At 73.7% G+C, this 26033-nt stretch carries 12 protein-coding genes; 9 read left to right on the top strand and 3 right to left on the bottom strand.

Annotation, left to right across the window (positions count from 1 at the left end; genetic code table 11):
* Nucleotides 1-23: 23 nt before the first annotated feature.
* Nucleotides 24-1388 (bottom strand): AAA family ATPase, encoded by a 1365-nt coding sequence (locus ABZ622_RS33825; protein WP_360549855.1) that lies wholly within the window; start codon nt 1386-1388, stop codon nt 24-26.
* Nucleotides 1389-1985: 597 nt separating this feature from the next.
* Between ABZ622_RS33825 and ABZ622_RS33820 the strand changes: the two genes are divergently transcribed.
* A complete protein-coding gene (locus tag ABZ622_RS33820; RefSeq protein ID WP_360549853.1) occupies nt 1986-4676 on the top strand; it encodes a BTAD domain-containing putative transcriptional regulator in 2691 nt (896 codons plus the stop codon).
* Nucleotides 4677-4776: 100 nt separating this feature from the next.
* Here the strand turns inward: ABZ622_RS33820 and ABZ622_RS33815 are convergent, their stop codons facing one another.
* Nucleotides 4777-5178 carry a hypothetical protein gene (locus tag ABZ622_RS33815; RefSeq protein ID WP_360549851.1) on the bottom strand — a complete coding sequence of 134 codons (402 nt, stop codon included), beginning with the start codon at nt 5176-5178 and terminating at the stop codon, nt 4777-4779.
* Between the two features lie 140 nt (nt 5179-5318).
* Nucleotides 5319-5705 (bottom strand): hypothetical protein, encoded by a 387-nt coding sequence (locus ABZ622_RS33810; protein WP_360549849.1) that lies wholly within the window; start codon nt 5703-5705, stop codon nt 5319-5321.
* A gap of 320 nt (nt 5706-6025) precedes the next feature.
* On the opposite strand from ABZ622_RS33810, the gene ABZ622_RS33805 reads away from it, so the two are divergent.
* The 8 genes from ABZ622_RS33805 to ABZ622_RS33770 form a co-directional block, all read left to right on the top strand.
* The gene (locus ABZ622_RS33805) at nt 6026-7372 is read left to right on the top strand and encodes an MFS transporter (protein WP_360549847.1); all 1347 of its coding nucleotides are present in this window, start codon (nt 6026-6028) and stop codon (nt 7370-7372) included.
* Nucleotides 7356-10880, top strand: coding sequence for an amino acid adenylation domain-containing protein (locus tag ABZ622_RS33800; RefSeq protein WP_360549845.1), 3525 nt, complete (start codon nt 7356-7358; stop codon nt 10878-10880). The genes ABZ622_RS33805 and ABZ622_RS33800 overlap by 17 nt, the downstream gene beginning before the upstream one ends.
* Complete coding sequence (locus ABZ622_RS33795) at nt 10865-11917, top strand: MupA/Atu3671 family FMN-dependent luciferase-like monooxygenase (RefSeq protein WP_360549843.1); 1053 nt, start codon at nt 10865-10867, stop codon at nt 11915-11917. Before ABZ622_RS33800 ends, ABZ622_RS33795 begins: the two co-directional genes overlap by 16 nt.
* Nucleotides 11917-16596 carry an amino acid adenylation domain-containing protein gene (locus ABZ622_RS33790; RefSeq protein ID WP_360549841.1) on the top strand — a complete coding sequence of 1560 codons (4680 nt, stop codon included), beginning with the start codon at nt 11917-11919 and terminating at the stop codon, nt 16594-16596. The genes ABZ622_RS33795 and ABZ622_RS33790 overlap by 1 nt, the downstream gene beginning before the upstream one ends.
* Nucleotides 16593-20567, top strand: a complete 3975-nt coding sequence (locus ABZ622_RS33785; protein WP_360549839.1) for an amino acid adenylation domain-containing protein — start codon at nt 16593-16595, stop codon at nt 20565-20567. Before ABZ622_RS33790 ends, ABZ622_RS33785 begins: the two co-directional genes overlap by 4 nt.
* A 5-nt stretch (nt 20568-20572) precedes the next feature.
* The gene (locus tag ABZ622_RS33780) at nt 20573-23869 is read left to right on the top strand and encodes an amino acid adenylation domain-containing protein (RefSeq protein ID WP_360549837.1); all 3297 of its coding nucleotides are present in this window, start codon (nt 20573-20575) and stop codon (nt 23867-23869) included.
* Nucleotides 23866-25914 carry a beta-ketoacyl synthase N-terminal-like domain-containing protein gene (locus tag ABZ622_RS33775; protein WP_360549835.1) on the top strand — a complete coding sequence of 683 codons (2049 nt, stop codon included), beginning with the start codon at nt 23866-23868 and terminating at the stop codon, nt 25912-25914. Before ABZ622_RS33780 ends, ABZ622_RS33775 begins: the two co-directional genes overlap by 4 nt.
* A 28-nt stretch (nt 25915-25942) precedes the next feature.
* Nucleotides 25943-26033 (top strand): hypothetical protein (locus ABZ622_RS33770; protein ID WP_360549889.1); only part of this gene is annotated, 91 nt, incomplete at its 3' end.

Below are 26033 nucleotides of genomic sequence, written 5' to 3'. Positions count from 1 at the left end.
CGGGGGTGGGTGAGGGGGGTTGCTCACTCGCTCAGGGCGGCGGCGAGAGCGACGGGCGCCGTCTCCCGGTCCGCGTCGAGCACCGCGCGGACCAGGTTGAGCACGGTGAAGCCGACCGGTTCGCCCGCCGTCGTGGGCAGCCGGCGGATCAGGCCGCGGACCAGCAGGGCGTGCACATCGCGGGCGGCCTCGGCCAGCGAGGTGCCGCAGGCGCGCGCGGCACCGTCCACCGTCCAGGGGTCCTCCAGCGTCGCCAGTGTGCGCAGCAGCGCGGCGGCCTTCGGGTCGAGGCCGGTCACGGCGGCGGTGAGCCGCTCGCCCAGGGTGGGGCCGGCGGCGGGATCGGCGGGCGTGACCCCGTCGAGCAGGACCAGCGGTGTGGTGCGGGCGATGTCCAGGAGCTGCTGCGGGGAGTAGAGCAGCAGCCAGGAGGCCGCGGCCTCCAGCGCCTGCGGCATGCCGTCCAGGGCCCGGCAGATGTGGGCGACGGTGGTGACGACGGAGTCGGTGGGGAGGAAGTCGGGCCGCATGTAACTGACGTGGGAGAGCGTCAGCTCGACGGCGTTCCGGTCCGCGACGAGGGAGCCGCCCACCGCTTCGGCGGCGAGATCGGCGGCGGTCGGCACCGGCAGCGGGGCCAGCGGCAGCAGCCGTCCGCCGGGCAGCTGGACCGGCCGGTCGGTGGTGGTGAGTATTTTCAGGCGCTCGCAGGCCCGCAGCAGGCTCAGCAGCCTGGGAGTGACAGATGGTGACGCATCGTGACCATCCAGGACGATCAAGGTGGGCTTCGCCCCTATGAGCGCGGCCAGTTCCTCGAATTCCTCGCCGTCACGGACCAGTGCGCGCACCCACCCGGTCACGGTCGACTGAGGGGTATTGGGGGTCGCTCCGGTGGTCTCCGCCGTTTCGTCCAGGGATACCCACAGCACCGGAACCCGGTCCCGGGCGTGGATCACCGAGGCGGCTTCCTGGGCGAGCCGGGTCTTTCCCACTCCCGGCAGCCCGACGAGGGTCAGCAGGCGTTCGTGGTCGGTGCGCAACCGGGCGGTCAGCGCCTCCAGTTCGGGGCGCCGTCCGATCAGCGGGCGCAGCGGAGGGGGCGGTGTGGCCAGGCCCACCCCGTAGATGTCCTGGAAGACACGCCCCACCGCCTTTGCATCGACGGCGAGTTCGAGTTCGACGCGGCGCGCGTCGCTCAGCCGCATGGCATTGGCGAGGAGCTTCAGCGTTTCCCTGCGCGGGTGCTGGACCCGTCCGAGTTCCAGGTCGCGAATGGCCCGGACGCTCACGGTGGAAAGGCCGGCGAGCTGTTCCTGGGTGAGTCCCGCCCGCCGGCGCGCATTCTGCAGCAGAACGTCGAGCCCGGGTGCGGGCTGGGAATTCATCATTGTCTCCTCGGTCTCCACATGCTCAGAAAACGCAATGGCCGGTTACCCGGCCGCCCAGGAGTGTCCGGAACACACGGCACGGCGCCCGGTCTTTCCGGTCCGCTCACGCTCCGTGCGCTCCGTACTCTCCGTGGCAGCGAAGGCCTGCCGTCGATGAACAGCCTTCATCGAGCCATTCCCGAACTCTTCCCGGTGCGGTACCGCGAGTTCCTCACGGCAGGGGCTACGATCGCCTCGCGCTGGGGAAGCGCTGCGGGTGCGCAGAGCTGAGGGGGAGGATGCGTGTCGTCTACGGAAGAGTTTCGGCTGCGCTTCAACATTCTTGGCCCGATTGAGGGTTGGTCCAACGGGACGCGACTCCGACTGGGCGGAGTCATACAGGAGCGAGTTCTGGCCACACTGCTTCTGGAGCCGGGAAAAGTGCTTCCGGTTTCCCGGTTGGTCGAGGCGGCATGGGACGAGGAACCGCCCACCACGGCACCCCACCAAGTACGCAAGGCAGTTGCGGATCTCCGAAGACGGATACCCGGCGGAGCCGAGGTCCTGCTCACCGACGGGCCCGGCTATCGCATCGCCCATGAACAATGCGAAATCGACGTGGCTGAATTTGGCCTACTGATACGCAAAGCGAAGATCGCGGCGTCCGAAGGCCGTACGGCCGAAGCCGCGGAGTTATTGCGCAGCGCCCTCGCCCTCTGGCGGGGGCCTGTTCTGTCGGGCAGCGGCGGCCCGGTCATCGAGGCGGCGTCGACCTCCATCGAGGAGCGCCGGCTGACCGCGGCGGAGCAGCTCTTCGAACTCCACCTCGCACTCGGCGAGTCCGCCGAACTCGTCGTCGAACTGCGGGAACTGGTCCAGCAGCATCCCCTGCGCGAGTCGCTGCGCGGTCAGTTGATGATCGCCCTGTACCGGTCCGGGCGGCAGGCCGAGGCCCTGGACGAGTACGGCAGGGTACGCGAACTCCTCGCCGAGGAACTCGGCATCGACCCCGGCCCCAACCTCACCAAGCTGTACGAGGGGATCCTGCGGGAGAGCCCCGAACTGGCCGGCCCCGAGCCGGCCGCCGCCCCGGTGGTGGCCGTGGCACTGCCCGCGGAACCGCCGAGCACCCTCCCGTACGACCTCGCGGACTTCACCGGCCGGGACCGGGAACTGGCCGAGATCCTCCGCGGCGCCGAGGCCGGCGGGGAGCAGGGCCCGCAGATCGTGGCCATCGACGGCATGGGCGGCTGCGGCAAGACCTCGCTCGCGGTACGGGCCGCGCACCGGCTCGCGCCGGAGTACCCGGACGGTCAACTCCACATAGATCTGCGCGGATACACGCCGGGCGACCAGCCGGTGACCGCGGGCATCGCGCTCGACAGCCTGCTGCGGGCGGTCGGCGTCCCCGGCAACCTCATCCCCGACGACGTGCCCGCCCGCACCGCGCTCTGGCGCGCCACCCTGGTCGGCAAGCGGCTGCTGATCCTCTTCGACAACGCGGCCGACGCCGCCGCCATCCGGCCGCTGCTGCCGGTCTCCCCCGGCAGCCTCGTCATGGTCACCAGCCGGGCCCGGCTGGTCGATCTGGACGGCGCCCGGTGGATCTCCATCGGGGTGATGCCGCCCGAGGACAGTGCGATGCTGGTGGCCGAGACCCTCGGAGCCCAGCGGGTCGCCGCCGAGCCCGAGGCGGCCGCCGAGATCGCCCGGCTCTGCGGCCATCTCCCCCTCGCGCTGCGGATCGCCACCGCCCGGCTGCGCAATCGCCCGCGCTGGACCCTCCAGTACCTGGCGGAGCGGCTGCGCGACGAGACCCGAAGGCTCGACGAGCTCAGCTCGGGCGCGCGCAGCGTCTCCGCCACCCTTCGGCTGTCCTACCAGGCCCTGGACGAGGAGTGCCGCAACGCGTTCTCGACGCTGGCCCTGCACCCGGGCAGCGACATGGACATCCATGCCGCTGGTGCGCTGCTCGGCTCGGGTGCCCGGGACGCGGAGGATCTGCTGGAGATGCTGCTCGACGTGCACCTCGTGCAGCAGCCGGAGATCGGCCTCTACACCTTCCACGACCTGGTCCGCAGCTTCGCGCACAGCCTGCTCGGCGAGTCCCCCGAGGACTCCGTGGCGGTGGAGCGGCTGCTGGGCTACTACCTGACCGCCACCGAGGTGGCGTGCGATCTCCTCTACTCCGGGCGGCGCCGGCGCAACACCGGCATCGAGCCCTCCAAGGCCGAACTGCCCGCCCTCGGCACCCCCGAGACGGCGCGGAAGTGGTTCCTGCGCGAGCAGAGTTCGCTCCTCGCGGCGGTCACGCTCGCCGAGCGCCGGGGGCACGACCGCTATGTGGTGTGCCTGGCCCGCAATCTCGTCTTCCAGCTCAACGACCTCGGGCTCCTGGAGGAGTTCGGTGAGCTGAGCCGGGTCGCGGTGGCCGCCGCCGGCCGGCTCCAGGACCTGGCGCTGCTGGGGGTGAGCCTGTCCAACCTGGGTGTCGCCTGCTGGAAGCTCGGCCGCCTCACCGAGGGGCTCGAAGCCGCCCGGGAGAGCCGGGACGTCGCGGTCCGGCTCGGCGATCTGCACACCCAGGCCCACAGCGAGAGCATCCTCGGCCAGTTCAACAGCCTGCTCGGCGACTTCTCCGCGGCTCTGGGCCACATGGAGACGGCGATCGCGCACGAACGCGACCTGGACATGCCGCGCGCGGAGGCCGAGAGCCTGACGATGCTCAGCACCCTGTACGAGCAGTGGGGACGGTACGAGGAAGCGCGGGACGCGGCGCGGCGCTCGGCCGAACTGAGCAGGCAGCTGGGGCAGCACGAGGGACTTCCCGGCGCCATCACCGACCTGGCCTTCGCCCATGTCGGCCTGGGCGCGTACGAGGAGGCCGACCGCTGTCTGGCGGAGGCCCGCACGCTGTACGGGGACGCCGGCAACGAGGTGAACCTCGCCCTGACCCTGGCGCTGTCCGCCGATGTGGAACACCGGCTGGGCATGGCGCCGCGCGACCCGGACCAGGCCGAGCTCGCCCTCGACATGATGCGGACCAACCCCTCGCCGCTGCGCCGGGCCAAGGTGGAGAACATCGTGGGCCGGCTGCGCCGCCGGCAGGGCGATGCGGCGGCGGCGCTCTCGCTGCACACCCATGCCCACCGGCTCGCCTCGGCCCTCAGCTACCGCATCGAGCAGGCCTACGCCCTGGCGGGCATGGCCGAAGCCCTGGGCGAGACGCCCGAGGCGGCCCGGTACCGGGCGGAGGCCGAGCAGCTCTTCGACGGGATGGGCGTGCCGCCGGACCACCGCCGCAGCTGACGGCCGCCGGCGCCGCCGGCCCGTCCCCGTGTCCCGGGACGGACAGCGACGAGCCCCGCACCGTGGTCCGGTGCGGGGCTCAGGTGTCGAGGCGGTGGGATCACATGACGGGGGACGTGGGGCCCTTGTCGTCGTCGGTGCCGGTGGTACCGGCGAGCGTGGGGCCCTTGTCGTCGTCGGTGCCCGTGGTACCGGCGACGGTCGGACCCTTGTCGTCTTCGGTACCGGTGGTGCCGATCACCGTCGGGCCCTTGTCGTCCGTGATCGTCCGGGCGATGACGGTCGGACCCTTGTCGTCGGCGACCAGGCGGGTGCCGGCGACGGTCGGGCCCTTGTCGTCGTCGGTGCCCGTGGTGCCGATCACGGTCGGGCCCTTGTCGTCGGCGAGAACCTGCTGAATGCTCCGGGCGTCGTGCGACTGTCCCGCCTCGACCACCGTGCCGATGCCGAAGGCCAGCGTCGCCGCGATGATCCCGAAGAGCCCAGCAAGCTTGCGTCCCATGTCCCGCCCCTAAGTGGTGTTTGTGAGGTTCTGCGGTGTTCCGCTTCCCGACACCACTGATGTTGCTGATCGGCGTTCCCGGTCCGTTCCTGCCCCGATACCGCCTCCAGGAACTGCCGCGGGAACGGACCGGCGACCACCTACTCCGCGTCCAGCCGGCAGGCGGCGACGCGGGGGCCGAGCGGGGTGAGGACCACGCGCGTACGGGCCGTTCCCGACTCGTGGCCGGCCAGGTCGAGCAGCGATCTCACGAGGGAACGGAGCACCGCGCGCTCCGACTCGTCCAGGACCGCCGGACCGGCGCCGTCACCGGGCGGCCACGTCACGATCCCGGCCACCGTGTGCATGCCGTTCTCGGTTCTCGTCTCGACGCTGAGCTGGGGTCCCTCCCAGGACTCCGGCGCGGTGTACGGATGGGACTGGACACCGGACGCCACACGCTCGGCCCACCGCTCCACGGTGGACAGGTCCTGGAGGGCCTTGCGCAGTTCCGTCCCGTCGGGCGAACGATCCCTGGGGTCCTTCACTGAGTACTCCTTCTGCAGACAACTACGCAACGACCCTTGCCTTCTCTGCTCCCGAATCCCTCCCGAACCGTTCCCGCTTCCTTCCCGTTCCCGCGTTCGCGAAGGGAACGCAGCGGTAATCGGTCGCCGCATGATGACGCCGTTCGATTCAGACAGGGATCCGTGGTGATCCGCAGAGGACGCGACATCGTGGGGGATTGAGGCGTGGCAACCAAACCATTCGACGGCTCCGGCACCGTGTGCCGGATGTCGGTGCACAAGGGATCCGGGTCCTGATGGGCACCCGGATATCAACGGATATTCCCGGCCGATTCTCGGGAATGGGGCCCTTTCTCCTGGTCTGGTCCGGACAGGCGGTGTCCCTGGCGGGAAGCGCGGCGGTCCGGTTCGCCTTCATCGTCGAGGTCTGGTCGGCCGGCGGGAAGGCCACCTCCGTCACCATCCTCTCGCTGTGCGCCATGCTGCCGCAGGCCGTGTTCAGTCCCGTTGCGGGCGCAATCGTCGACCGTATACCCAAGCGCACCGCGCTCCGGATAGCCGATGCCGGCGGGCTCCTCGTCGTGGGCGCGCTGGCCCTGCTCCACTACGCCGGCGCCTTCCAGGCCTGGCAGGTCTATCCGGCCACCGTCCTGCTCGGCGTCTGTGCCGCCTTCCAGTTCCCGGCCCTGTCCTCGGCCGTTCCCCTGCTGGTCCGCAAGGACCAGCTGGACCGCACCAACGGGCTGTTGGCCGGTGCGAAGAGCGCCGCCGGGATCGGCGGTCCCGCGCTGGGCGGTCTGCTCGTCGCGCTCTTCGGGATCGGGCCGACGCTCCTGGTCGACGTGGCCAGCTACGCGTTCGCCCTGATCGGCATCCAGATCGTGCGCTTCAACGGCGACCGGGTGACGAAGAACCCCGACGCACCGCGCAAGCGGATCACCGCGGATGCCGTCGAAGGGCTGCGCTACCTGTTCCGGATCCCCGGCCTGCGCGAGCTGATCGTCAACTTCTGTGTCGTCAACCTCGTGATGGTCTTCGGTTTCGCCCTCATCTCGCCGATGGTGCTGCTCCGGGCCGGCAACGGCGCGCTCGCCGCGGTCAACACCTCCGTCGGCATCGGCGGAGTGGCCGGTGCCCTGCTCATGGCGGCCTGGGGCGGTCCCGCGAACCGGGGCCGGGGCATGATGCTCGGCGTGGTCGGCATGTGCCTGTCCGCCCTGGTGGTGATGGGCCTGGTGGGCAGTGTGACCGGCTGGTGCCTGGCCATCCTGATCGGCGCCCTGCTCATGACCACGGTCAACGCCTCGATGCAGACGATCGTGCAGACCAAGGTCCCGCACGAATGGCAGGGCCGGGTCTTCGGCGCGGTGATGTTCCTGTCACAGATCTCCGTGCCCCTGGCGATGGCGGTCTCCGGGCCGCTCGCCGACCACGTCTTCGAACCGATGGCCGCCGGGGGTTCCGGGCTCTTCACCGTGCTCGGCCCCCTCGTCGGCGACGGTCCGGGCAGCGGCATGGCGGCCATGCTGCTCCTCGCCGGCATCGGCGGCACCGCGGTCGCCCTCTGGGGCCTGGCCAGCCGCTCGATCAGGGAAATCGACACCCTGCTGCCCGACCTCGACGCACCGCGGGATCCGGCCGAGCAGAGCGAGAGCCGGGGAGGTGACCGCGATGAGGTGCGTGCATGAGCTGTTCGAGGAGCAGGCGGCGCGGACGCCCGGCGCGACGGCCCTGATCGACGGCGGCGAACGGACCGACTACGCCGGTCTCGACGACCGGGCCGACCGGCTGGCGGGTCTGCTGGCCGCGCGGGGCATCCGGCCCGGCGACACGGTCGGCGTGTACCTGGAGCGCTCCACCGCGCTCGTCGTGACGATCCTCGGCATCCTCAAGGCCGGGGCGGGCTACGTGATGCTGGACCCCGCCTTCCCCGCCGAACGGCTGCGCGCGATGGCCGAGGACGCGGGAACCTCCGTGGTCGTCACGGCCCGCGACACCGCGCCCGGGGCGCTCGACCTGGCCCGGGTGCACATCGAGGACGCCGCCGGGGCGCGGCCGCTGCCGCGCGGCGGCGTCCCGGTCCGGCCCGACGACATCGCCTGCGTGATGTTCACCTCCGGATCGACCGGGCGGCCGAAGGGCATCGCCGCATCGCACCACGCGATCACCGCCACCCTCACCGGACAGAGCTTCGCGTCCTTCGGCCCCGGCGCGGTCTGGCTCCAGTGCGCGCCGCTGTCCTGGGACGCGTTCGCCCTGGAACTGTGGGGGCCGCTCATGAACGGCGGGACCTGTGTCCTGCACCCCGGACAGCGCCCCGAACCCTTCCTGATGGCCCGGCTCGTCGCCGAGCACACCATCACCTCCATGTACCTCTCGGCGTCCCTGTTCAATGTCGTCGTCGACGAGTACCCGCAGGTGATCGACGGGCTGCGGGAGCTCGTGGTGGGCGGCGAGGCCATGTCCGCGCCGCACGCGGCCCGCGCCCTGGAGCGCCGGCCGCGGCTGCGGCTGAGCAACGGCTACGGCCCCGTCGAGTGCATGATCTTCCTGACCGTCCACCCGGTGAGCGCCGCCGAGCTCGGCCCGGGCCCGGTGCCGATCGGCCGGGCGCTGGCGGGCAAGCGGCTGTACGTCCTCGACGAGGAGCTCCGTCCGGTGCCGGACGGGCGGAGCGGCGAGATCTACGCCGCCGGGGCGGGCCTCGCCCGCGACTACCGCGGACGGCCCGCGCTGACCGCCGAACGCTTCGTCGCATCCCCGTCCGGTGAGCGCGTCTACCGCACCGGTGACCTCGGTCGGCGCCGCCCCGACGGCGTCCTCGAATATCTGGGCCGCGCCGACAGCCAGGTGAAGATCCGGGGCTTCCGGGTGGAGCCGGGCGAGGTCGAGAGCGTACTGACCCGGCACCCCGGCATCGACCGGGCCGCGGTCGTCGCCCATGAGCATCCGGCGGGCGACCGCCGGCTCACCGCGTACGTCGTCCCGAGCGGCGGTGCCCGGCAGGGCTTCCGGGAGGCGGAGTTGCGCGCCTACGCCCGTGGTGTGCTGGCCGACTACCTGGTCCCGGCGGCCTTCGTGGCGCTGGACGAGCTGCCACTGACGGCCGGCGGAAAGCTGGACCGGGCCGCCCTGCCGGAGCCCGGAACCACGACGGCCCTCGTCGGCCGGGCGGCGGTGAGCGGCACCGTGGCCACCCTGTGCGAGCTGTTCGCCCAGGTGCTGCACACGGACCGGGTCGGCCCCGACGACGACTTCTTCGCCCTCGGCGGCCACTCCCTGCTCGCCGCCCGGCTGCTGGGCCGGATCCGTACCGTGCTCGGCGCCGAGATCGACATCCGCGGGCTCTTCGAGGCACCCACCGCGGCGCTGCTCGCCCCGTTCGTCGACACCGCTCCCCCGGTGCGCCCGGCACCGGCCGCCGCGCCCGGTGACTCCTCCGGGACGCTCCCGGTGTCGCACGCACAGCACCGGCTGTGGTTCCTGGACCGGATCGGGGCCGGTGCCGCGTACAACCTGCCGATGCTGGTCCGGCTGCGGGGCGCGGTCGACGTGGCCGCGCTGGACGACGCGCTGGCCCGGGTCGCCGAACGCCACGAAGTGCTCCGCACCGTCTTCGAGGAGTGCGACGGCTCCCCCGTACGCCGGGTGCTGAGCGGGGCGGCCGCACGGCCTCCGTTCCGGCACCTGCGGACGGCCGGGGACTCGCTGGACCGGGAGATCGAGCGGGAGGCCCGCCACCGCTTCGACCTGCGCGCCGAACTCCCCGTACGCGCGACCCTGTTCACCTCCCGGGAGCGACCGGGCGAGCACGCGCTGCTGGTGCTGGTGCACCACATCGCCGGGGACGGGTGGTCGCTGCGGCCGCTCTTCCGCGATCTGTCCCGCGCCTACCGGGCACGGGTCGACGGCGCGGACACGGCCGGGCTGCCCCCGCTCACCGTCCAGTACGCGGAGCACGCCCGTCACCAGCTCGACCGGCTCGGCTCACCGTCCGATCCGCATGCCCTCGCCGCCCGCCAGCTCACGTACTGGCGCAAGGAGCTGGACGGGCTGGCGGCCGACGGTCCGCTGCTGCCCCGCCGCGCCGGGCGTCCCCCCGTACCCGGTCCGGCCGCGCGGGTCGTGGTGCGCCGGCTCGACGCGGCGGCGCACGCCCGGGTGGTCGAATCGGCCCGTACCCGGGGCGCCACCCTCTTCATGGCCCTGCACGCCGCCCTGGCCACCGTGCTGGTACGGGCCGGGGCGGGCGAGGACCTGGCGATCGGCGCGCCGGTGGCCGGACGCGCCGGGGACGGCGGCGTCGAGGACGTCGTCGGGTTCTTCGTCAACATGCTGGTGCTGCGCACCGATCTGTCCGGCGACCCCACCTCCGCCGAAGTGCTCGCCCGGGTGCGGGAGACGGACCTCGCCGCGTTCAGCCACCAGGACGTGCCGTTCGAGGACGTGGTCGGCGCGCTCAACCCGCCGCGCTCCCCCGGCCGTCAGCCGTTCACCGATGTGGTCCTGGCCCTCCAGAACAACGCACGGGCCGAGGTCGCACTGCCCGGTGCCGAGGACGGCGTGGAGGTGGTACGCACCGGCGCCGCCCGGTTCGAACTCCTGGTGGACGTCACGGACTCCACCTCGGCCGAGGGCGCACCGGACGGGCTGACGCTGACGTTCGAGTACCGCGGGCAGGCGCTGGACGCGGAGTTCGTCCAGTGGCTCGCGGACGCCCTCCCGCAGGCCCTGGAGGAGGCCGCGGCCGCCCCCGGCACGCCCCTGTCGCGGCTGGCCCTCGCCGCACCGCCGCGGCGGGCCGGCCGGAGCGACCGGATCGCTCCACCGGTCCGGCGACAGACAGCCGCCGAGCGCCCGATGACCGCGCTGGAACGGGAGATCGCCGCCGTGTGGTGCGAGGTCCTCGGTGTGCCGAGCGCCGGCCCGGACGACGACTTCTTCGCCCTCGGCGGCAACTCGCTGCGCGCGGTGCGCGCCGTGGCCCGGCTCGGCGCCGGACGGCGGGCGACGGTGACGCAGCTGTTCGCCGCGCCCACGGTCGCCGCCTTCGCCGCCGAACTGGAACGGGCGGTCGAACTGCCCGCCCCCGCCGACGCTTCCCCCATCCCGCGCCGCCCCCGGGTGCCGCGCCGCCCGGAACCCCAGACCCAGACCGGCAGAAAGCAGGAGGAGTGGCAGTGGACCTCAGTGTGATGTTCTTCGGTGCGGACAGCACCACCGCCGGCGAGGCCCGGCACACCGAGACGTACGAGGACATCCTCGCCGTGGCCCGGACCGCCGACCGGCTGGGGTTCCACGCCGTCTGGACCCCCGAGCGCCACTTCCAGCAGGTGGGACAGGTCTTCCCGAGCCCGCCGGTGCTCAGCGCGGCGCTCGCCGTCGCCACCGAGCGGATCGGGATCCGCGCGGGCAGCGTCGTCCTGCCGCTGCACCATCCGCTGCGGGTGGCGGAGGACTGGGCCGTCGTGGACAACCTCTCGCACGGGCGGGTCGGCCTCTCCGTCGCCACCGGCTGGCACTCCAAGGACTTCACGCTGGCCCCCGAGCAGTACGCGGACCGCCGGCGGACCGCCCTGGAGACGATCCCCCGGCTGCGGGCGCTGTGGGCGGGCGAGCCCGCCGAGTACCCCGACGGCACGGGCGACCCGGTCTCCGTCACGCCCCAGCCCCGGCCCGTGCAGGACACCCTGCCGCTGTGGGTCACCACGTCCGGCAACCCGGAGACCTGGGAGGCGGCCGGAAGGCTGCGCGCCGGGGTGCTCGGCGCGACCGTCGGGCAGAGCCGGGACGAGCTGGCCGAGAAGATCGCCCGCTACCGCACCGCCTGCGCCGGGGCCCCCGACCAGCGGGGCACCGACGCGCACGGCCGGGTCACGCTGATGGCCCACACCTACGTCGGCACCGACGACGCGGAGGTCCGCCGGATGGCGGGCGCCCCCCTGAAGACCTATCTCGCCTCGTACGTGCGACAGACCGCGGCCAACCGTTCCGCGGACGCCACGACCGCGGCCCTCACCGAGGAACAGACCGCGATGCTCGCCGACTTCGCGTTCGAGCGCTATCTGAGCTGGGGCAGCCTGCTCGGCTCCCCGGGCCACTGCGCCAAGATGCTCGCCGATCTGGCGGAGCTGGGCGTCGACGAGGTCGCCTGCTTCATCGACTTCGGCATCGGACGGGACGACGTACTGGCCGGGCTGCACCGGTTGGCCGAACTGAAAGAGAACCTGTGATGAGCGCCCCCACCGTTTCGCGCACCGTCCCGGTCGCGGCATCCCCCTCCATGGCCGACCGGTTCGTCGCACTCGGCCGGGAACAACGGGTCCGGCTGCTGCGCCGCCTCCTGGAGGCGGGCCGGGCCCGCGAGATCCCCGCCGTCATCCCGCCCCGCGACCCGGCCCGCCGGGTGCCGCTCAGCCCCGCGCAGCACGACCTGTGGGTGTACGACTCGCTGTATCCCGGCACCCCGGCGCTCAACCTGTGCGCCGCCTACCACTTCGAGCGGCCCGTCGACCCGGCGCATCTGGAGGAGGCGCTGACCTTGATCCAGCGTCACCACGACATCCTGCGGACCCGGATCGTGACGGATCCGTCGGGCGAGCTGCATGTCGAGTTCCCCGACGACGGGCGCTTCGACCTGGAGCGCGAGGAGCTGCGGGGCACCGGCCGGACGATCGACGAGGCCTTCGAGACCTTCCGCAGCCGTCCCTTCGACCTCGGCCGGGACAAGCTGATCCGGGCCCGGTTCGTCCGGGTCGACGAGCGGCGTTCCACACTGATGCTGAGTCTGCACCACACCATCAGCGACTGGTGGTCCTTCGACGTGCTGCAGAACGAGTTCGCGCGGGCGTACGGCGCGCTGCGCGACGGTCTGGAGCCGCCGCTGGCCCGGCCGGCCGTGCAGTACGCCGATTTCTCCTCCTGGCAGAGCGAGTTGGCGGAGTCCGGGGTCTTCGCGAGCCGGCTCGACTTCTGGCGGCGCTATCTCGCCGACCCGCCCGGTCCGCTGACGGTGCCGGGCGGCAACGGCGGTGCCGGCGGGGGCGAGGGCATCGCGCAGGTGCCCTTCCACATCGACGCGCCGACCACCGCCGCCGTGCGGGCGCTGGCCCGGGAGCGCGGCGCCTCGGTGTACGTCGTCCTCATGGCGGCGTTCGCCGTCCTGGCGCACCGGGTCAGCGGCGCCGACGACCTGGTGATCGGCACCCCCATCGCCAACCGCGCGGCCAAGGGGCTCGACCAGGTCATCGGGTACGTCATGAATGCCGTGCCGACCCGGTGGAAGGTTGCTCCGGACCGGTCCTTCGCCGAGCTGCTCGCCGGTTTCGCGGTCGACTTCCCGGATCTGATGGCCAACGCGGACGTGCCGGTGGGCCGGATCGTGTCGGCCGCCGCACCCGAGCGCAGCGCGGGCCGGGCCCCGCTGTACCAGTGGGTGTTCATGCACCTGACGCAGCAGCCGAGCGTCTCGGTGATGAAGGAGTTCGCGGAGCCCGAGCGGATCCACACCGGCGGCGAGCACGACCTGGTCGGCGTGGTGAAGGACAGCGGTGACGGCATGGAGGGCAGCTTCGGGCTGCGCACCGATGTCTTCGGCCCCGCGACGGTGGCCCGCTGGACGCAGTGTTACGTCGAGCTCCTGAAGCGGATCACCGTCGACCCGGACGCGCTCATCGGCGACATCGACATGGTGCCGTCGGCGATGCGCGGCGAGCTGCTCGCCGGTTCGGCCGGGCCCGTCGCCCCCGCTCCCGTGCCGCTGCCCCAGTTGGTGACCCGGCAGGCGGCCCGCACGCCGGACGCGCCGGCCGTCGAGTCTCCCGGGCACATCCTGAGCTATGCCCAACTGGACGACCGGGTGGCCCGGCTGGCCGGCCATCTGGTGAGACGTGGTGCCGGTCCCGGGCGGATCGTGGCCCTCGCGCTCGCCCGCGGCAGCGACTGGCCGGTGGCGGCGCTGGCCGTGCAGCGGGCCGGCGCCGCCTATCTGCCGGTCGACCCCGCCCACCCGGCCGAGCGCATCCGCCGGGTCCTCGCCGACGCCGCTCCGGTGCTCCTGGTCACCGGACCCGGCGCCGCGCCCCTGGACACCGGTCTGCCGACCCTGGTTCTCGACGAGGACGCCTGGGCCGGGGAGCCGCTGCCGCCGGGCGGCCCGGAACCCCACGACGCCGCCCATGTCATCCACACTTCCGGCTCCACCGGCGCCCCCAAGGGCGTGGTGGTCAGCCATGCCGGGGTGGCGGCGCTCACCCGGAGTCTGGTGGAGGGCCTCGCACTGGACACGGACAGCCGGGTGCTCCAGCTCGGGCCGCCCTCCTTCGACATCTCGGTCGGTGAGCTGTGCATGGCCTTCGGCTCCGGCGGAACGCTGGTGCTGCCGGAGCCGGGTCCCCTGGTGGGCGAGGACCTCGGGGCGGTGCTGACCGGGCGGCGGATCTCCTGCGCGTTCGTCCCGCCGTCGGTGCTGGCGACCGTGCCTGGCGCACCATACCCGGAGCTGCGCGCCCTCGTCGTCGGCGCGGAGGCCTGCCCGCCGGAGCTGGTGGCCCGCTGGGCCGTCGCCGGCCGGCGTTTCCACAACGCCTACGGGCCCACCGAATCCACCGTCGTCTCCACCGTCTCCGGACCGCTGGACGCCGACGGAACGGCGCCGCCGATCGGCACACCGGTGGCGGGCACCACCGCCTACCTCCTCGACGAACTGCTCCGGCCGGTCCCCGCCGGGGCGGGCGGTGAGCTGTACCTGGCGGGTGGCGCGCTCGCCCGCGGCTACCTGGGCCGGGCCGCGCTCACCGCCGAGCGGTTCGTCGCCGATCCCTACGGTCCGCCCGGCAGCCGCATGTACCGCACCGGCGACCTCGCCCACCGCGACGACCACGGGAACACGTACTACCTGGGGCGCGGCGACGAGCAGGTGAAGCTGCGCGGGCTGCGCATCGAGCCCGGTGAGATCGCCGCCGCGCTCGCCGAACACCCCACGGTGGAACGGGCGGTGGCCGTCGTACGGCACGACCGGGCCGACTCCGCACAGCTGGTGGCGTACGTGGTGCCCGCGCCGGGAGCGTCGGTCGACGAGGACGCGCTGCTGCTGCACGCCTCCGGGCGGCTGCCGGCAGCCATGGTCCCGGCCGCGGTGGTGGCGCTGGACGCGCTGCCGCTGTCGTCGCACGGCAAGCTCGACCGGGCCGCGCTGCCCGCGCCCGCCGTCCGTACCGCGGGCACCGTCCGGCTTCCCGGGTCGGCGCGCGAGGAGGTCCTGTGCGGGCTGTTCGCGGAGCTGCTGGACGTCGAACAGGCCGGTGCGGACGACGACTTCTTCCGCCTCGGCGGCGACAGCATCATGGCGATCCAGCTGGCCGCGCGGGCCCGGGCGGCCGGTCTGGTGCTCTCGCCGCACGACGTGTTCACCGTACGTACCCCGGCCCGGCTGGCCGTGCTGGCCCGTACGCCCGAGGGCGACGCCCCGGAGGAGGAGGACAACGGGACCGGGCGGCTGCCCCTCACCCCGGTGATGCACTGGTGGCGCGAACAGGTCCGGGACACCGCCACGTTCACCCAGTCCATGCTGTTCCCCCTCGCAGCCGGCACCGGACTCGCCGCGATCGAGGAGGCCGTCCGCGTACTGACCGAGCGGCACGCCGCGCTGCGGATGCGCCTGGTGTGCGAGGACGACACCGGCTGGGAACTCCACGTGCCCGAGGAGAGCGCGCCCTCGGCCGCGCGGGCCGTCCGGGTGGCCGTTCCGGCGGACGCCGATCTGCACTCCCGGGCGACGGAGCTGGCGCGCGCCGTCACCCTGCGCCCCGAGGACGGCGAGATGGTGCGGGCGGTGTGGCTCGACCCCGGCTCCGGCCGGCCCGGTGCCCTGCTGCTCACCGTGCACCATCTGGCCGTGGACGGGTTCTCCTGGCGGGTGCTCGGGCAGGAGCTCGGCGCGGCGCTGGACGGCCGCTCCGCGGACGACGCCGTGCCCGCGAGAACGGCCTCGTTCACCCTGTGGTCCCGGCTGCTCTCCCGGGAGGCCGTGCTGCGGCTCGATGAACTCCCCTGGTGGAAAAGTCAGTTGGCGGACGAAACGGCCCGCCTCACCGATCTCCCGGAGTCGGGTGGCCGGCGGGAGACCCTCACCTTCGATCTGGACCCCGGCCTCTCCCGCAGTGTGCTCCTCACGCTGCCGGGCGCCTTCAACTGCCGCCCCGACGCGGTGATGCTGACCGCCCTGACCGCGGCGGCCGTGCAGCGGCGGGGCAGCGGATCCTCGCTGGTCGTCCACCTGGAGGGCCATGGCCGCGAGGCGCTGTCCGCCCCCGTCGATGTGTCCGCAACCGTCGGCTGGTTCACCACCCAGTACCCGGTCCGCCTGGACCTCGGTGCGGCGTCGGTGGTGCCCGGCGGACGGCCGGGCGAGGCCCTGAAGTGCGTCAAGGAGCAGCTGCTCGCGGTGCCCTCCGGCGGGCTCGGCTGGGGTCTGCTGCGCCATCTCCACCCGGAGACCGGCCCGGCGCTCGCCGCGCTCCCCGCGCCCGATGTCCGCTTCAACTATCTGGGCCGGTTCGCCGCGACCGACGCGGCGGGCGGGCGGCTGCTCGAACCGGGCCCGGACGCCGTGCCGCTGGCGCACACCCTGGAGGTGGATGTGCTGGCCCGGGAGGAGAACGGCGAGCCCGTGCTGGAGGCGAGCTTCTCCTACCCGTCCGGGGTGTTCACCGAGGACGGGATGCGTGCCCTGGCCGGGGCGTGGTCCGAGGCGCTCCGGATCCTCGCGGAGCACTGCGGACCGGACGGCGCGGCCGTCCACGCCCCGTCCGACTTCCCGCTCGTAGACCTGACCGGGGACCAGCTCGAACTGCTCACGCAGGAGATGGACTTCGGTGACCTCGACGCCGCCGACGAGGAGGACCACCGATGAACGCGCGCATCGCGGACGTACTGCCGCTCTCCCCGCTCCAGGAGGGCCTGCTGTTCCACGCCGCCCGGCAGACCGAGGGCCCGGACCCCTATCTGGTGCAGGCCCGGTTCGTGATCGGCCCCGCGATCGGCGGGGACACGGTACGGGCCTCGGTCGCCGCGCTCCTGGACCGGCATCCCAATCTGCGCGCCTGCTTCCGGCACGAGGGCCTGGACCGGCCGGTGCAGGTCGTGCCGAAGGCGGTCAAGGTGCCGTGGACGAATGTGGACCTGAGGGGGCTCACCCCGGACGAAGCGGATGTGCGCACCGAAGAGGTGCTGCGCAAGGACGCGGCGCTCCGCTTCGACGTGGCCCGCCCGCCCCTGATCCGTGCCACGTTCCTGCGGCACGACACCGGTGCCGAACTGATCGTGTCCTTCCACCACATCCTGCTGGACGGCTGGTCGATGCCGGTGGTCGAGCGGGACCTCGCCGCCCTCGTGGCGGGCCGGCCGCTGCCGCCCGCCGCGCCCTACCGGGACTATCTGGTGTGGCTGGGCGCTCAGGACCGGAGCAAGGCCGAAACCGCGTGGTGCGAGTCGCTGGAGGGTCTGGAGCGGCCGGCGCTGCTGGCCCCGGCCGGACCGGACACGGCACCGGACCGTTCGCGGCTGTGGCTGCCCACCGGCCTCACCGAGCGGCTGGTCCGGCGGGCCGCGACGGCGGGCGTCACCCTCAACACCCTGGTCCAGGTCTCCTGGGCGCTGGTCCTGGCCAGGCTGACCGGCTCCCGCGATCAGGTCTTCGGCGCGGTCGTCTCGGGGCGCCCGCACGATCTGCCCGGCGTCGAGTCGATGGTGGGCCTGTTCATCAACACCCTGCCGGTACGGGTCCGGCTGCGGGACGACGAGCGGCTCGACGAGCTGCTCCGCCGCGTCCAGGACGAGCAGTCGCGGCTGCTGGAGCACCACCACGCCCGCGCCGCCGAGGTGCAGCGCGCCGTGGGGGCCGGTGAGCTCTTCGACTCGATCCTCGCCTTCGAGAACTTCCCGCGCGGTTCCGGGAGCGACGACGGTCCCGGCACGGTCCGCCTGGCGAAGGTGGCGGACGCGACGCACTACCCGGTCACGATCGCGGCGGTGGCCGAGGACCGGCTGCTGCTGTCGGTGAGCTGCCGCCGGGGCATCTCGGCGTCAGCGGTCACCGAGCGCCTGGCACACGTACTGGAACAGCTGGCCGACTCGCCGCAGCTGCCGGTGGCGGACGTCGACGCGCTGCCCGCGGCGGAGCGGCGCCGGCTGCTGGCCCTGGCGGACGGCCCGGCCCGCACGTCCGCCGGACCCGCCACCCCGGCCGGGCGGTTCGCCGCCCAGGTGGCCCGCACCCCGGACGCACCGGCTGTCGATACGGACGGCGAGACGCTCAGCTACGCCGGGCTCGACGCGGCTTCGGACCGGCTGGCCGGCCGCCTCGTGCGGGCCGGTGTGGCGCCGGGGCACACCGTGGCCCTGCTGCTGCCCCGTTCGGCGTTCCTGGTCGTGGCCCAGCTCGCGGTGCTCAAGGCGGGCGCCTGCTGGCTCCCCCTGGATCCGGCGCACCCGGCGGAGCGGCTGGCCCGGCTGATGGCGGCGGCGGGACCCGCCCTGGTCCTCACCGAGGGGACGGACCCGGGTGCCGCACGGCTGCCCGCGGGGGTCGCGGTGCTGGACGTCACCGAGGCGTCCGGGCCCGTGCCCTTCGACCGGGTCGAGACCCATCCCGGGTCCGCCGCCTGTGTGATCCACACCTCCGGCTCCACCGGGGAGCCCAAGGGGGTGGTCGTCCCGCAGCGGGCGATCACCGAACTCGCCGCCGACGGCCGCTTCGCGGGCGGTGCCCACGACCGGGTGCTGCTGCACAACCCGTACACCTTCGACGCCTCCACCTACGAGGTGTGGATCCCCCTGCTGAACGGCGGGACCGTGGTGGTGGCCCCCGCCGAGGCGGTCACCCCGGAGCTGCTGGAGCGGGTGGTGCGGGAACGGCGGGTCACCGCGCTCATGCTCACTCCCGAACTGCTGCGCACCGTCGCGGAGATCGCCCCCGGTTCGCTGTCCGGGCTCCGTGAGGTGTGGTCCGGCGGCGACGTCCTGGCACCCGACACCGTGCGCCGGATCCGGGAGCACTGCCCGGACACGGTGGTCGTCAACGGCTACGGCCCCACCGAGACGACGGTGTTCGCCACCGCCCACACCGCAGGCGGGCAGAGCGCCGGCCGTACGGGGGCCGTTCCCATCGGGCGCCCCCTGGACAACACCCGCGCCCAGGTCCTGGACGACCGGCTGCGCCCGGTCCCGGCGGGTGCCACCGGTGAGCTCTACCTCGGCGGCAGCGGTCTCGCCCAGAGCTACCTCGGCCGGCCGGCCGCCACCTCGGAACGGTTCGTGGCCGATCCGTACGGGCCGCCGGGCAGCCGCATGTACCGCACCGGGGACCTGGCCCGCTGGACGCCGGACGGTGTCCTGGAGTTCGCCGGCCGGGCCGACGACCAGGTCAAGGTGCGCGGCTTCCGCGTGGAGCCCGCCGAGGTCGAGGCCGTGCTCTCCGGCTGCCCCGGTGTGTCGCGGGCCGTGGTCGGTGCCCGGCGGGACGCGGCGGGCGGCAAGCTGCTGGCGGCCTGGCTGGTGCCGGAGCAGGGCGCGGACGAGGGTTCCGGCGACCCGGAGGAGCAGTGGCACCGCACCCTCGCCCGGGTGCGGGCCCATGCCACCGAGCAGCTGCCCGCGCACCTGGTGCCGTCCCTGTGGGCCCGGATCGACGATGTGCCGCTCACCCGCCACGGGAAGGCCGACCGGGCCGCCCTCCCCGACCCCGGGCCCACCGGGGAACCGGCGGCCCACCGGGCGCCGCGCACCCCGCGCGAGCGGGAGCTCTGTGCCCTGTTCGGGACGGTGCTCGGGGTCCCCGCGGTCGGGCCCGACACCGACTTCTTCCGGGCGGGCGGCCATTCACTGACCGCGCTGCGCCTGAAGTCGAAGATCGAGACGGTGCTCGGGGTACGGATCCCGGTCTCCGCCCTGTTCGACGCGCCGACCCCGGCCGGTCTCGCCGCCGTGCTCGACACGCCGCCCTCCGGCAACGGCCGCGCCGCGCGGATACCACTGCGGCCCGCCCGCGATCACGCCGGATCCGCGACCGTGCCGGACGAACCGCACCACAACAGCCTGGAGCATGTGCTCACCCTGCGGACCGGCGGCGACCGCACCCCGCTCATCTGCGTGCACCCGGGGCTCGGTCTCAGCTGGTCGTACGTGAGCCTGCTGCCGCACCTGGCACCGGACCGCCCGGTGCACACCCTGCAGAGCCCGGCGCTGCTGAGCGGTGTCGGCGGGCTCCCGGCCACCATGGACGAGATGGCGGACCTGTATCTGCGCAGCGTCCGCGAACTCCGGCCGCGGGGACCGTATCTGCTGCTCGGCCGGTCCTTCGGCGGCCCGCTCGCCCATGAACTGGCGGTGCGGCTGCGCCGGGCCGGCGAGGAGGTCCGGATGCTCGCCGTGGTGGACGCCATGCCGATGCCGGAGCGGATCAGGGGCACCCCGCTGGACCCCGCCGCCGTCGAGGACGAGATGCTGCGCATCCTGCTCCACTCCCACGCACCGGAACTACCTTTGCCGGCCTGTCCGTTGGAGCGGTCCGCGCTCTTCTCCCAGGCCCGCGGGGGCAGCTTCGACGGCCTCTCCGAGGACCGGTTGCACACCCTCGTCGATGCCGGGGCACATCACACCCGGCTCGTACGGGACTGGCACCCGTCCCACTACGACGGCGCGACGACGCTCTTCTCCGCGACGCACGACGACTGGCCGACCACGGCCGAGAAGACCGAGGCCTGGCAGCGCGTGACCGCCGCGCTCGATGTGCACGAACTGGACTGCGGTCACAGCGACGTACTCACCCGGGGCCCGGCGGCCATGATCGCCGCGGTCCTCGAAACCGCCCTCCGAGGGGACTGAGAACCATGACCGTCGACGCCGTCGAGCTCATCGACCTCTACGCCGGGGAGGGCGACGGGAACGAGGAGTACGAGTTCCCCGCCTCCGACGCCCAGAGCCGCCTGCTGGTCCTGGACCAGCTGAATCCGGGCTCCCCCCAGTACAACGTGCCGGTCGCCTTCGCGGTGCACGGACCCTTCGACACCGAAGCGTTCGGCCGCGCGCTGGACGCGCTGGTCGCCCGGCACGAGGCGCTGCGCACCGTCTTCCGGACCGCCGACGACGGCACCCCGGCGCAGCGCGTCTCGGCCGTCGGGCGGGTACGGCTCGCGGTCCGGCGGACCGTACCGGCCGACGGTGCGGACGCCCTGGTGCGCGCCGAGGCCGCCCTTCCCTTCGACACCGCCGCGGGGCCGCTGCTGCGCTGCACCGTGTACGCCGTCGACGACGGCAGCCACCGGGTGCTGCTCGTCGCCCATCACCTGGTCTGCGACGGCTGGTCGCTCGGCCTGATACTGGACGAGCTGTCCGAGGGGTACCGGCAGGAGGCCCGAGGTCTGACGTACCGTCCGGCCGAACTCACCCTCCAGTTCCCCGACTACGCGGCCTGGCAGCGCGAGCGCGCGGCGGACGGCGCGTTCGAGGCGTCCGTGGAGCACTGGGCCGGCCTGCTGCGCGGCGCGCCCACCGCCATGGAACTGCCGCTGGACCGCCCGCGCCCACCGGTCCGCACCGCTTCGGGCGGCACCGAGTTCTTCCTGCTCGGCGCCGAGGTCAGGGAACGCCTGGCCGAGGTCGCGGCGGCCTCGGGCGCCACCCCGTTCATGACGATGTTCGCCGCGTACGCCGCTTTCCTCTGCCGGCTCTCGGGCGGCGAGGACCTGGTCGTCGGCTATCCGTCGTCGGGCCGCGAGCGGCCCGAACTCCAGGAGATGGTCGGGATGCTGACCAACACCCTGGCGATGCGGGTGGACCTGAGCGGCGACCCGTCCCTCGACGAGCTGACCCGACGCGTCCGGGCCTCGATGCTGGCGGCACAGCCCTACCAGGACGCGCCGTTCGAGGCGGTGGTCGACACCCTGGCCCCGGTCCGCGAGACCAGCCACGACCCGGTGGTGCAGGTGGCGCTCAGCTACGAGGACGAGGCCACGCCGGAGCTGAGGCTGACCGGCGCCGCCACCGAACGGCTCGCGCTGACACTGGACACCGCGAAGTTCGACTTCCATCTGTTCGTGGAGCGGTGGGACGCCGGGCTCGCCGCCCAGTTCATCTACCGCAGCGACCTGTTCGACGCGGCGACGGTCCGCCGCTGGACGGACAACTTCCGCACCCTGCTGGCCGGACTCCTCGCGGACCCGTCCGCACCGATGTCCGCCGTGGAGCTGGTGCCGGCCGACGAGCGCGCCCGCACCATCGCCGGTGCCGACCGGCTCGCGGAGGCGGCGCCGCCGGACCGCCTGGTGCCCGATCTGATCGCCGACCGGGCGGCCGAACACCCCGACGCCACCGCCCTGGTCTGCGGCGGCCTCCGGCTGAGCTACGCAGAACTGCTCGACCGGGCCGACGCGCTGGCCGCCCGGCTGCGCGCCGCCGGGGTACGGCCCGGCTTCCGCGTCGGTCTGCTCCTGCCCCGCTCGGCCGACCAGGGCATCGCGGCCCTCGCCGTGCTGCGCGCGGGCGGCGCGTACGTACCGCTGGACCAGGCCCACCCGGAGGCCAGGCTCCGCCACATGGTGGACAGTTCGGGCACCGGGCTCCTGATCACCTCTCAGGAGACCGCGCCGAAGGCGGCGGGCCTGGAGGTGCCGTGCATCCGGGTCGACCGCCCGGCCGTCACGGACCCCGTCGCACCGGCCCCGCCCGCGCCGGACGGCACCGCACCGGCCCCCGAGGACCTCGCCTACGTCCTGTTCACCTCGGGCTCCACCGGCATCCCCAAGGGGGTCGCCATCGAGCACCGGGCGCTGGTCAACCTCACCCGGGCGGTCCGGCACTCCTTCCCCGTCGAGGCCGGGGACCGGGTGCTGCAGTTCGTGTCGTTCGGCTTCGACGTCGCCGTGTCCGACCTCTTCTTCCCCTGGGTGGCCGGTGCGGAGCTGCACATCCCGCAGGAGGACGAGCGGATCGGCGAGGCACTGCTCGACCGGCTGCGGGACTCCCGCATCACCTATGTGTTCCTGCCGCCGTCCGCCGCGATGCTGCTGCCCGACCTGACCGGACAGCTGCCCGAGCTGCGAACCGTCGCGGTCGGCGGCGAGGCGTGCCCGGCCGAGCTGGTCGGACGGCTCAGCGCGCCCGGACGGCGTGTCGTGAACGCGTACGGCCCCAGCGAGGTGACCGTCTACGCGACCACCGGGGACCTCTCCCCCGGTGAGCCCGTGGTGCTCGGCGGCGCCGTGCCGGGCGCCCGGGTCTATGTGCTCGACGAGCGGCTCCGGCCGGTCCCCGCCGGGGTCGCCGGGGAGATCTACGTGACCGGTGCCTCGCTGGGGCGCGGCTACATCGGCCGGCCCGCCCTGACCGCCGAACGGTTCGTCGCCGACCCGCACGGCGCACCGGGCACCCGGATGTACCGCACCGGCGACCTCGGCCGGATCGACGCCCAGGGGCTCATCCACTACCTCGGGCGCTCCGACCTCCAGGTCAAGCTGCGCGGCGTACGCATCGAACTCGGCGAGATCGAGACCCTGCTGGCGGGTGCGCCGGGCGTCGCGCTGGCGGCGGCCACCGTCCGCGGCACGGGGACGGCACAGCGGCTCGTGGCGTATGTCGTGAGCCGGGACGGGGCGGCCCCCGCCGACGCCGAGCTGCGCGCCCACCTCGCCCGGCGGCTGCCCGGGTCCATGGTGCCCGAGGTGTTCGTCCGCCTGGACGAGATGCCGCTCAGCAGCAACGGCAAGCTCGACCGGGCCCGGCTGCCGGAGCCCGCCACGGTGCGGTGCCGGCCGGACGGCTCGACCACCGTCGCGGGCACCGCGACCGAGCAGCTGGTGGCCGGGCTGTGGGCCCGGGTGCTCAATCTCGAACTCGTCTCCGTCACCGACCACTTCTTCGAGCTGGGCGGCAATTCGATCCGGCTGCTGAGCGTCCTGTCCGCCCTGCGCGAGCTGGGCACGTACGGCGAACTCAGCCTGGTCGACCTGTTCCGCCACCCCACCGTCAACGCCCTCGCCGCCCATCTCGACCGGGCGGCCCTCGGGGCCGCCGGGTCCCCCGAAACCGCTCCTCCCGCCGACACGGCCGCCGCGCGCGGCGGTGACCGGCACGCACGACGCACCGCCGCCGCCCGACGACTCAGCCACCGGAAAGGCTCCACACGATGACCGAGAACGCAAGCGCCGCCGAGCCCCTCGCAGCCGACTCCGCGATCGCGGTCGTCGGGATGAGCGGCCGCTTCCCCGGCGCCCCCGACCTGGACACCTACTGGGAGAACCTGCTCGGCGGGCTCTGCTCGGTGACCGACTTCACCGAGGAGGAACTGATCGCCGACGGCGCCGACCCGCAGGAGGTGCGCGGCCGCGACCACGTACCGGCCAAGGGCCATCTCGCGGACGCGGACCGTTTCGACGCGGAGCTGTTCGGCTTCAACCGCACCGAGGCCGCGGCCCTGGACCCCCAGCACCGGCTGCTCCTCCAGACGGCCTGGTCCGCGCTGGAGGACGCCGGCCGCAGCCCGCTGGGCGGGTCCGCCCGTACCGGCGTGTACGTCGGCGGCGGCCCCACCGAGCACATGCTGGCCGCGCAGACCGACCCGCGGCTCGCCGCGTCCATCGGGGCACTCCAGGTGCGCATCCTCACCGACCGCGAGTTCCTCGCCCCCTGGGTCTCCTACCGGCTGGGCCTGGAGGGCCCGAGCCTGACGGTGCAGACGGCCTGCTCGACATCGCTGACGGCGGTGCACCTCGCGGTGCAGTCCCTGCTGCTCGGCGAGTGCGACACGGCGCTGGCCGGCGGCGTCGCCGTGGACACGGTGCGCAAACGGGGCTACGTCCACCAGCAGGGCGGCATCTACTCCCCGGACGGCCGCTGCCGGCCCTTCGACGAGCGGGCCGGCGGCACGGTGCCCGGCAACGGGGTGGGCGTGGTGGTGCTGCGCCGGCTGTCCGACGCGCTCGCCGACAACGACCCGGTCAGGGCCGTCATCCGGGGCAGCGCCGTCACCAACGACGGGGCCACCAAGGTCGGGTTCACCGCGCCCGGCGTCGACCAGCAGACCGCGGCGATCGTGGAGGCCTGGGCGGCGGCCGGTCTCGACCCGGCCGACGCCCAGTACCTGGAGGCGCACGGTACGGCCACCGCGCTCGGCGACCGCATCGAGGCTGCGGCGGCGACCGCGGCGTTCAAGGGGGCGCTGGGCACCGGTCGGATCGGGATCGGGTCGGTGAAGTCGAACATCGGCCACCTGGACGCCGCGGCGGGCGTGGCCGCGCTGATCAAGTCGGTACTCATGCTGGAGCACGCGACACTGGTGCCGAACGCCGACGCCGGCCGCCCGCACCTCGAACTGGGCTTCGACGACTCGCCGTTCCACCTGGTCGGGCGGGCGGCCGCCTGGCCGGAGCCGGAGCACGGCCCCAGGCGGTCCGGGGTGAGCTCGGTCGGGATCGGCGGCACGAACGTGCATGTGGTCCTGGAGGAGGCACCCCGGCGCGGCGATGCCGGGCGGCCGGAGGCCGAGGGCGCGACGGAGGTCCTGCTGCTGTCCGCCCGCACACGGGAGGGCCTGGCCGCGGTGGCCGGCCGGCTGGCCGGGGCGCTGCGCGCCCCCGGGGCTCCGTCCCTCGCCGACACCGCGCACACGCTCGGCGTGGGCCGTGCTCCGTTGGCCGTACGCGGCTATGTGCGGGCCGGGAGCCGTGCGGAGGCGGCGGATCTGCTCGCCGGGCTGGCCTCGGGCGGTGCGGCGGGGCTCGGCGGGCCCGACCCGCTCGGCGAGGCCTGGCTGGCGGGCGACCCGGTGGTGCGGGAGGGGGCCGGCCGGCGGGTCGCGCTGCCGACGTACCCGTTCGCCGGTGAGAGCCACGGCGCGTACCGCCTCGTCCCGGTCGCGCCGGCCGCGCCGGACGTTGCGCAGCCGGAGCAGGGCGGCCGTTCCGCCGACCTGGAGCGGGACGTCCGCGCGCTGATCGCCGAGGCCCTCGGACTGGAGGACGCCGACGACCCGGAGATGACGTACTTCGCGGCCGGCGGCGACTCGCTGACCGCCGTCCACCTGGTCGGCTGCCTCCGGGACGACTTCGGCCTCGATGTCCCGATCACCCTGTTCCTGGAGCAGCTGACGCTGCACGAGATGGCCCGCCGGATCGTCGCGGCACAGGACGGCGACAACTCCCTCGACGCCCTGCTGTCGGAGTTCGAGACGGAGTGACGGACGGCGCACAGGGCTTGGGCATGACATGGCACGAATGACCCGCGCCGCCTACGCGTCGCTCTACGGCCCCACCACCGGCGACCGCGTCCGCCTCGCCGACACCGACCTCTGGATCG

The organism is Streptomyces sp. NPDC007164 (assembly GCF_040634135.1).
Taxonomy (GTDB): domain Bacteria; phylum Actinomycetota; class Actinomycetes; order Streptomycetales; family Streptomycetaceae; genus Streptomyces; species Streptomyces sanglieri.
Note: the sequence above shows the minus strand (reverse complement) of the source record. Positions and strands in the feature narration are given on the sequence as shown.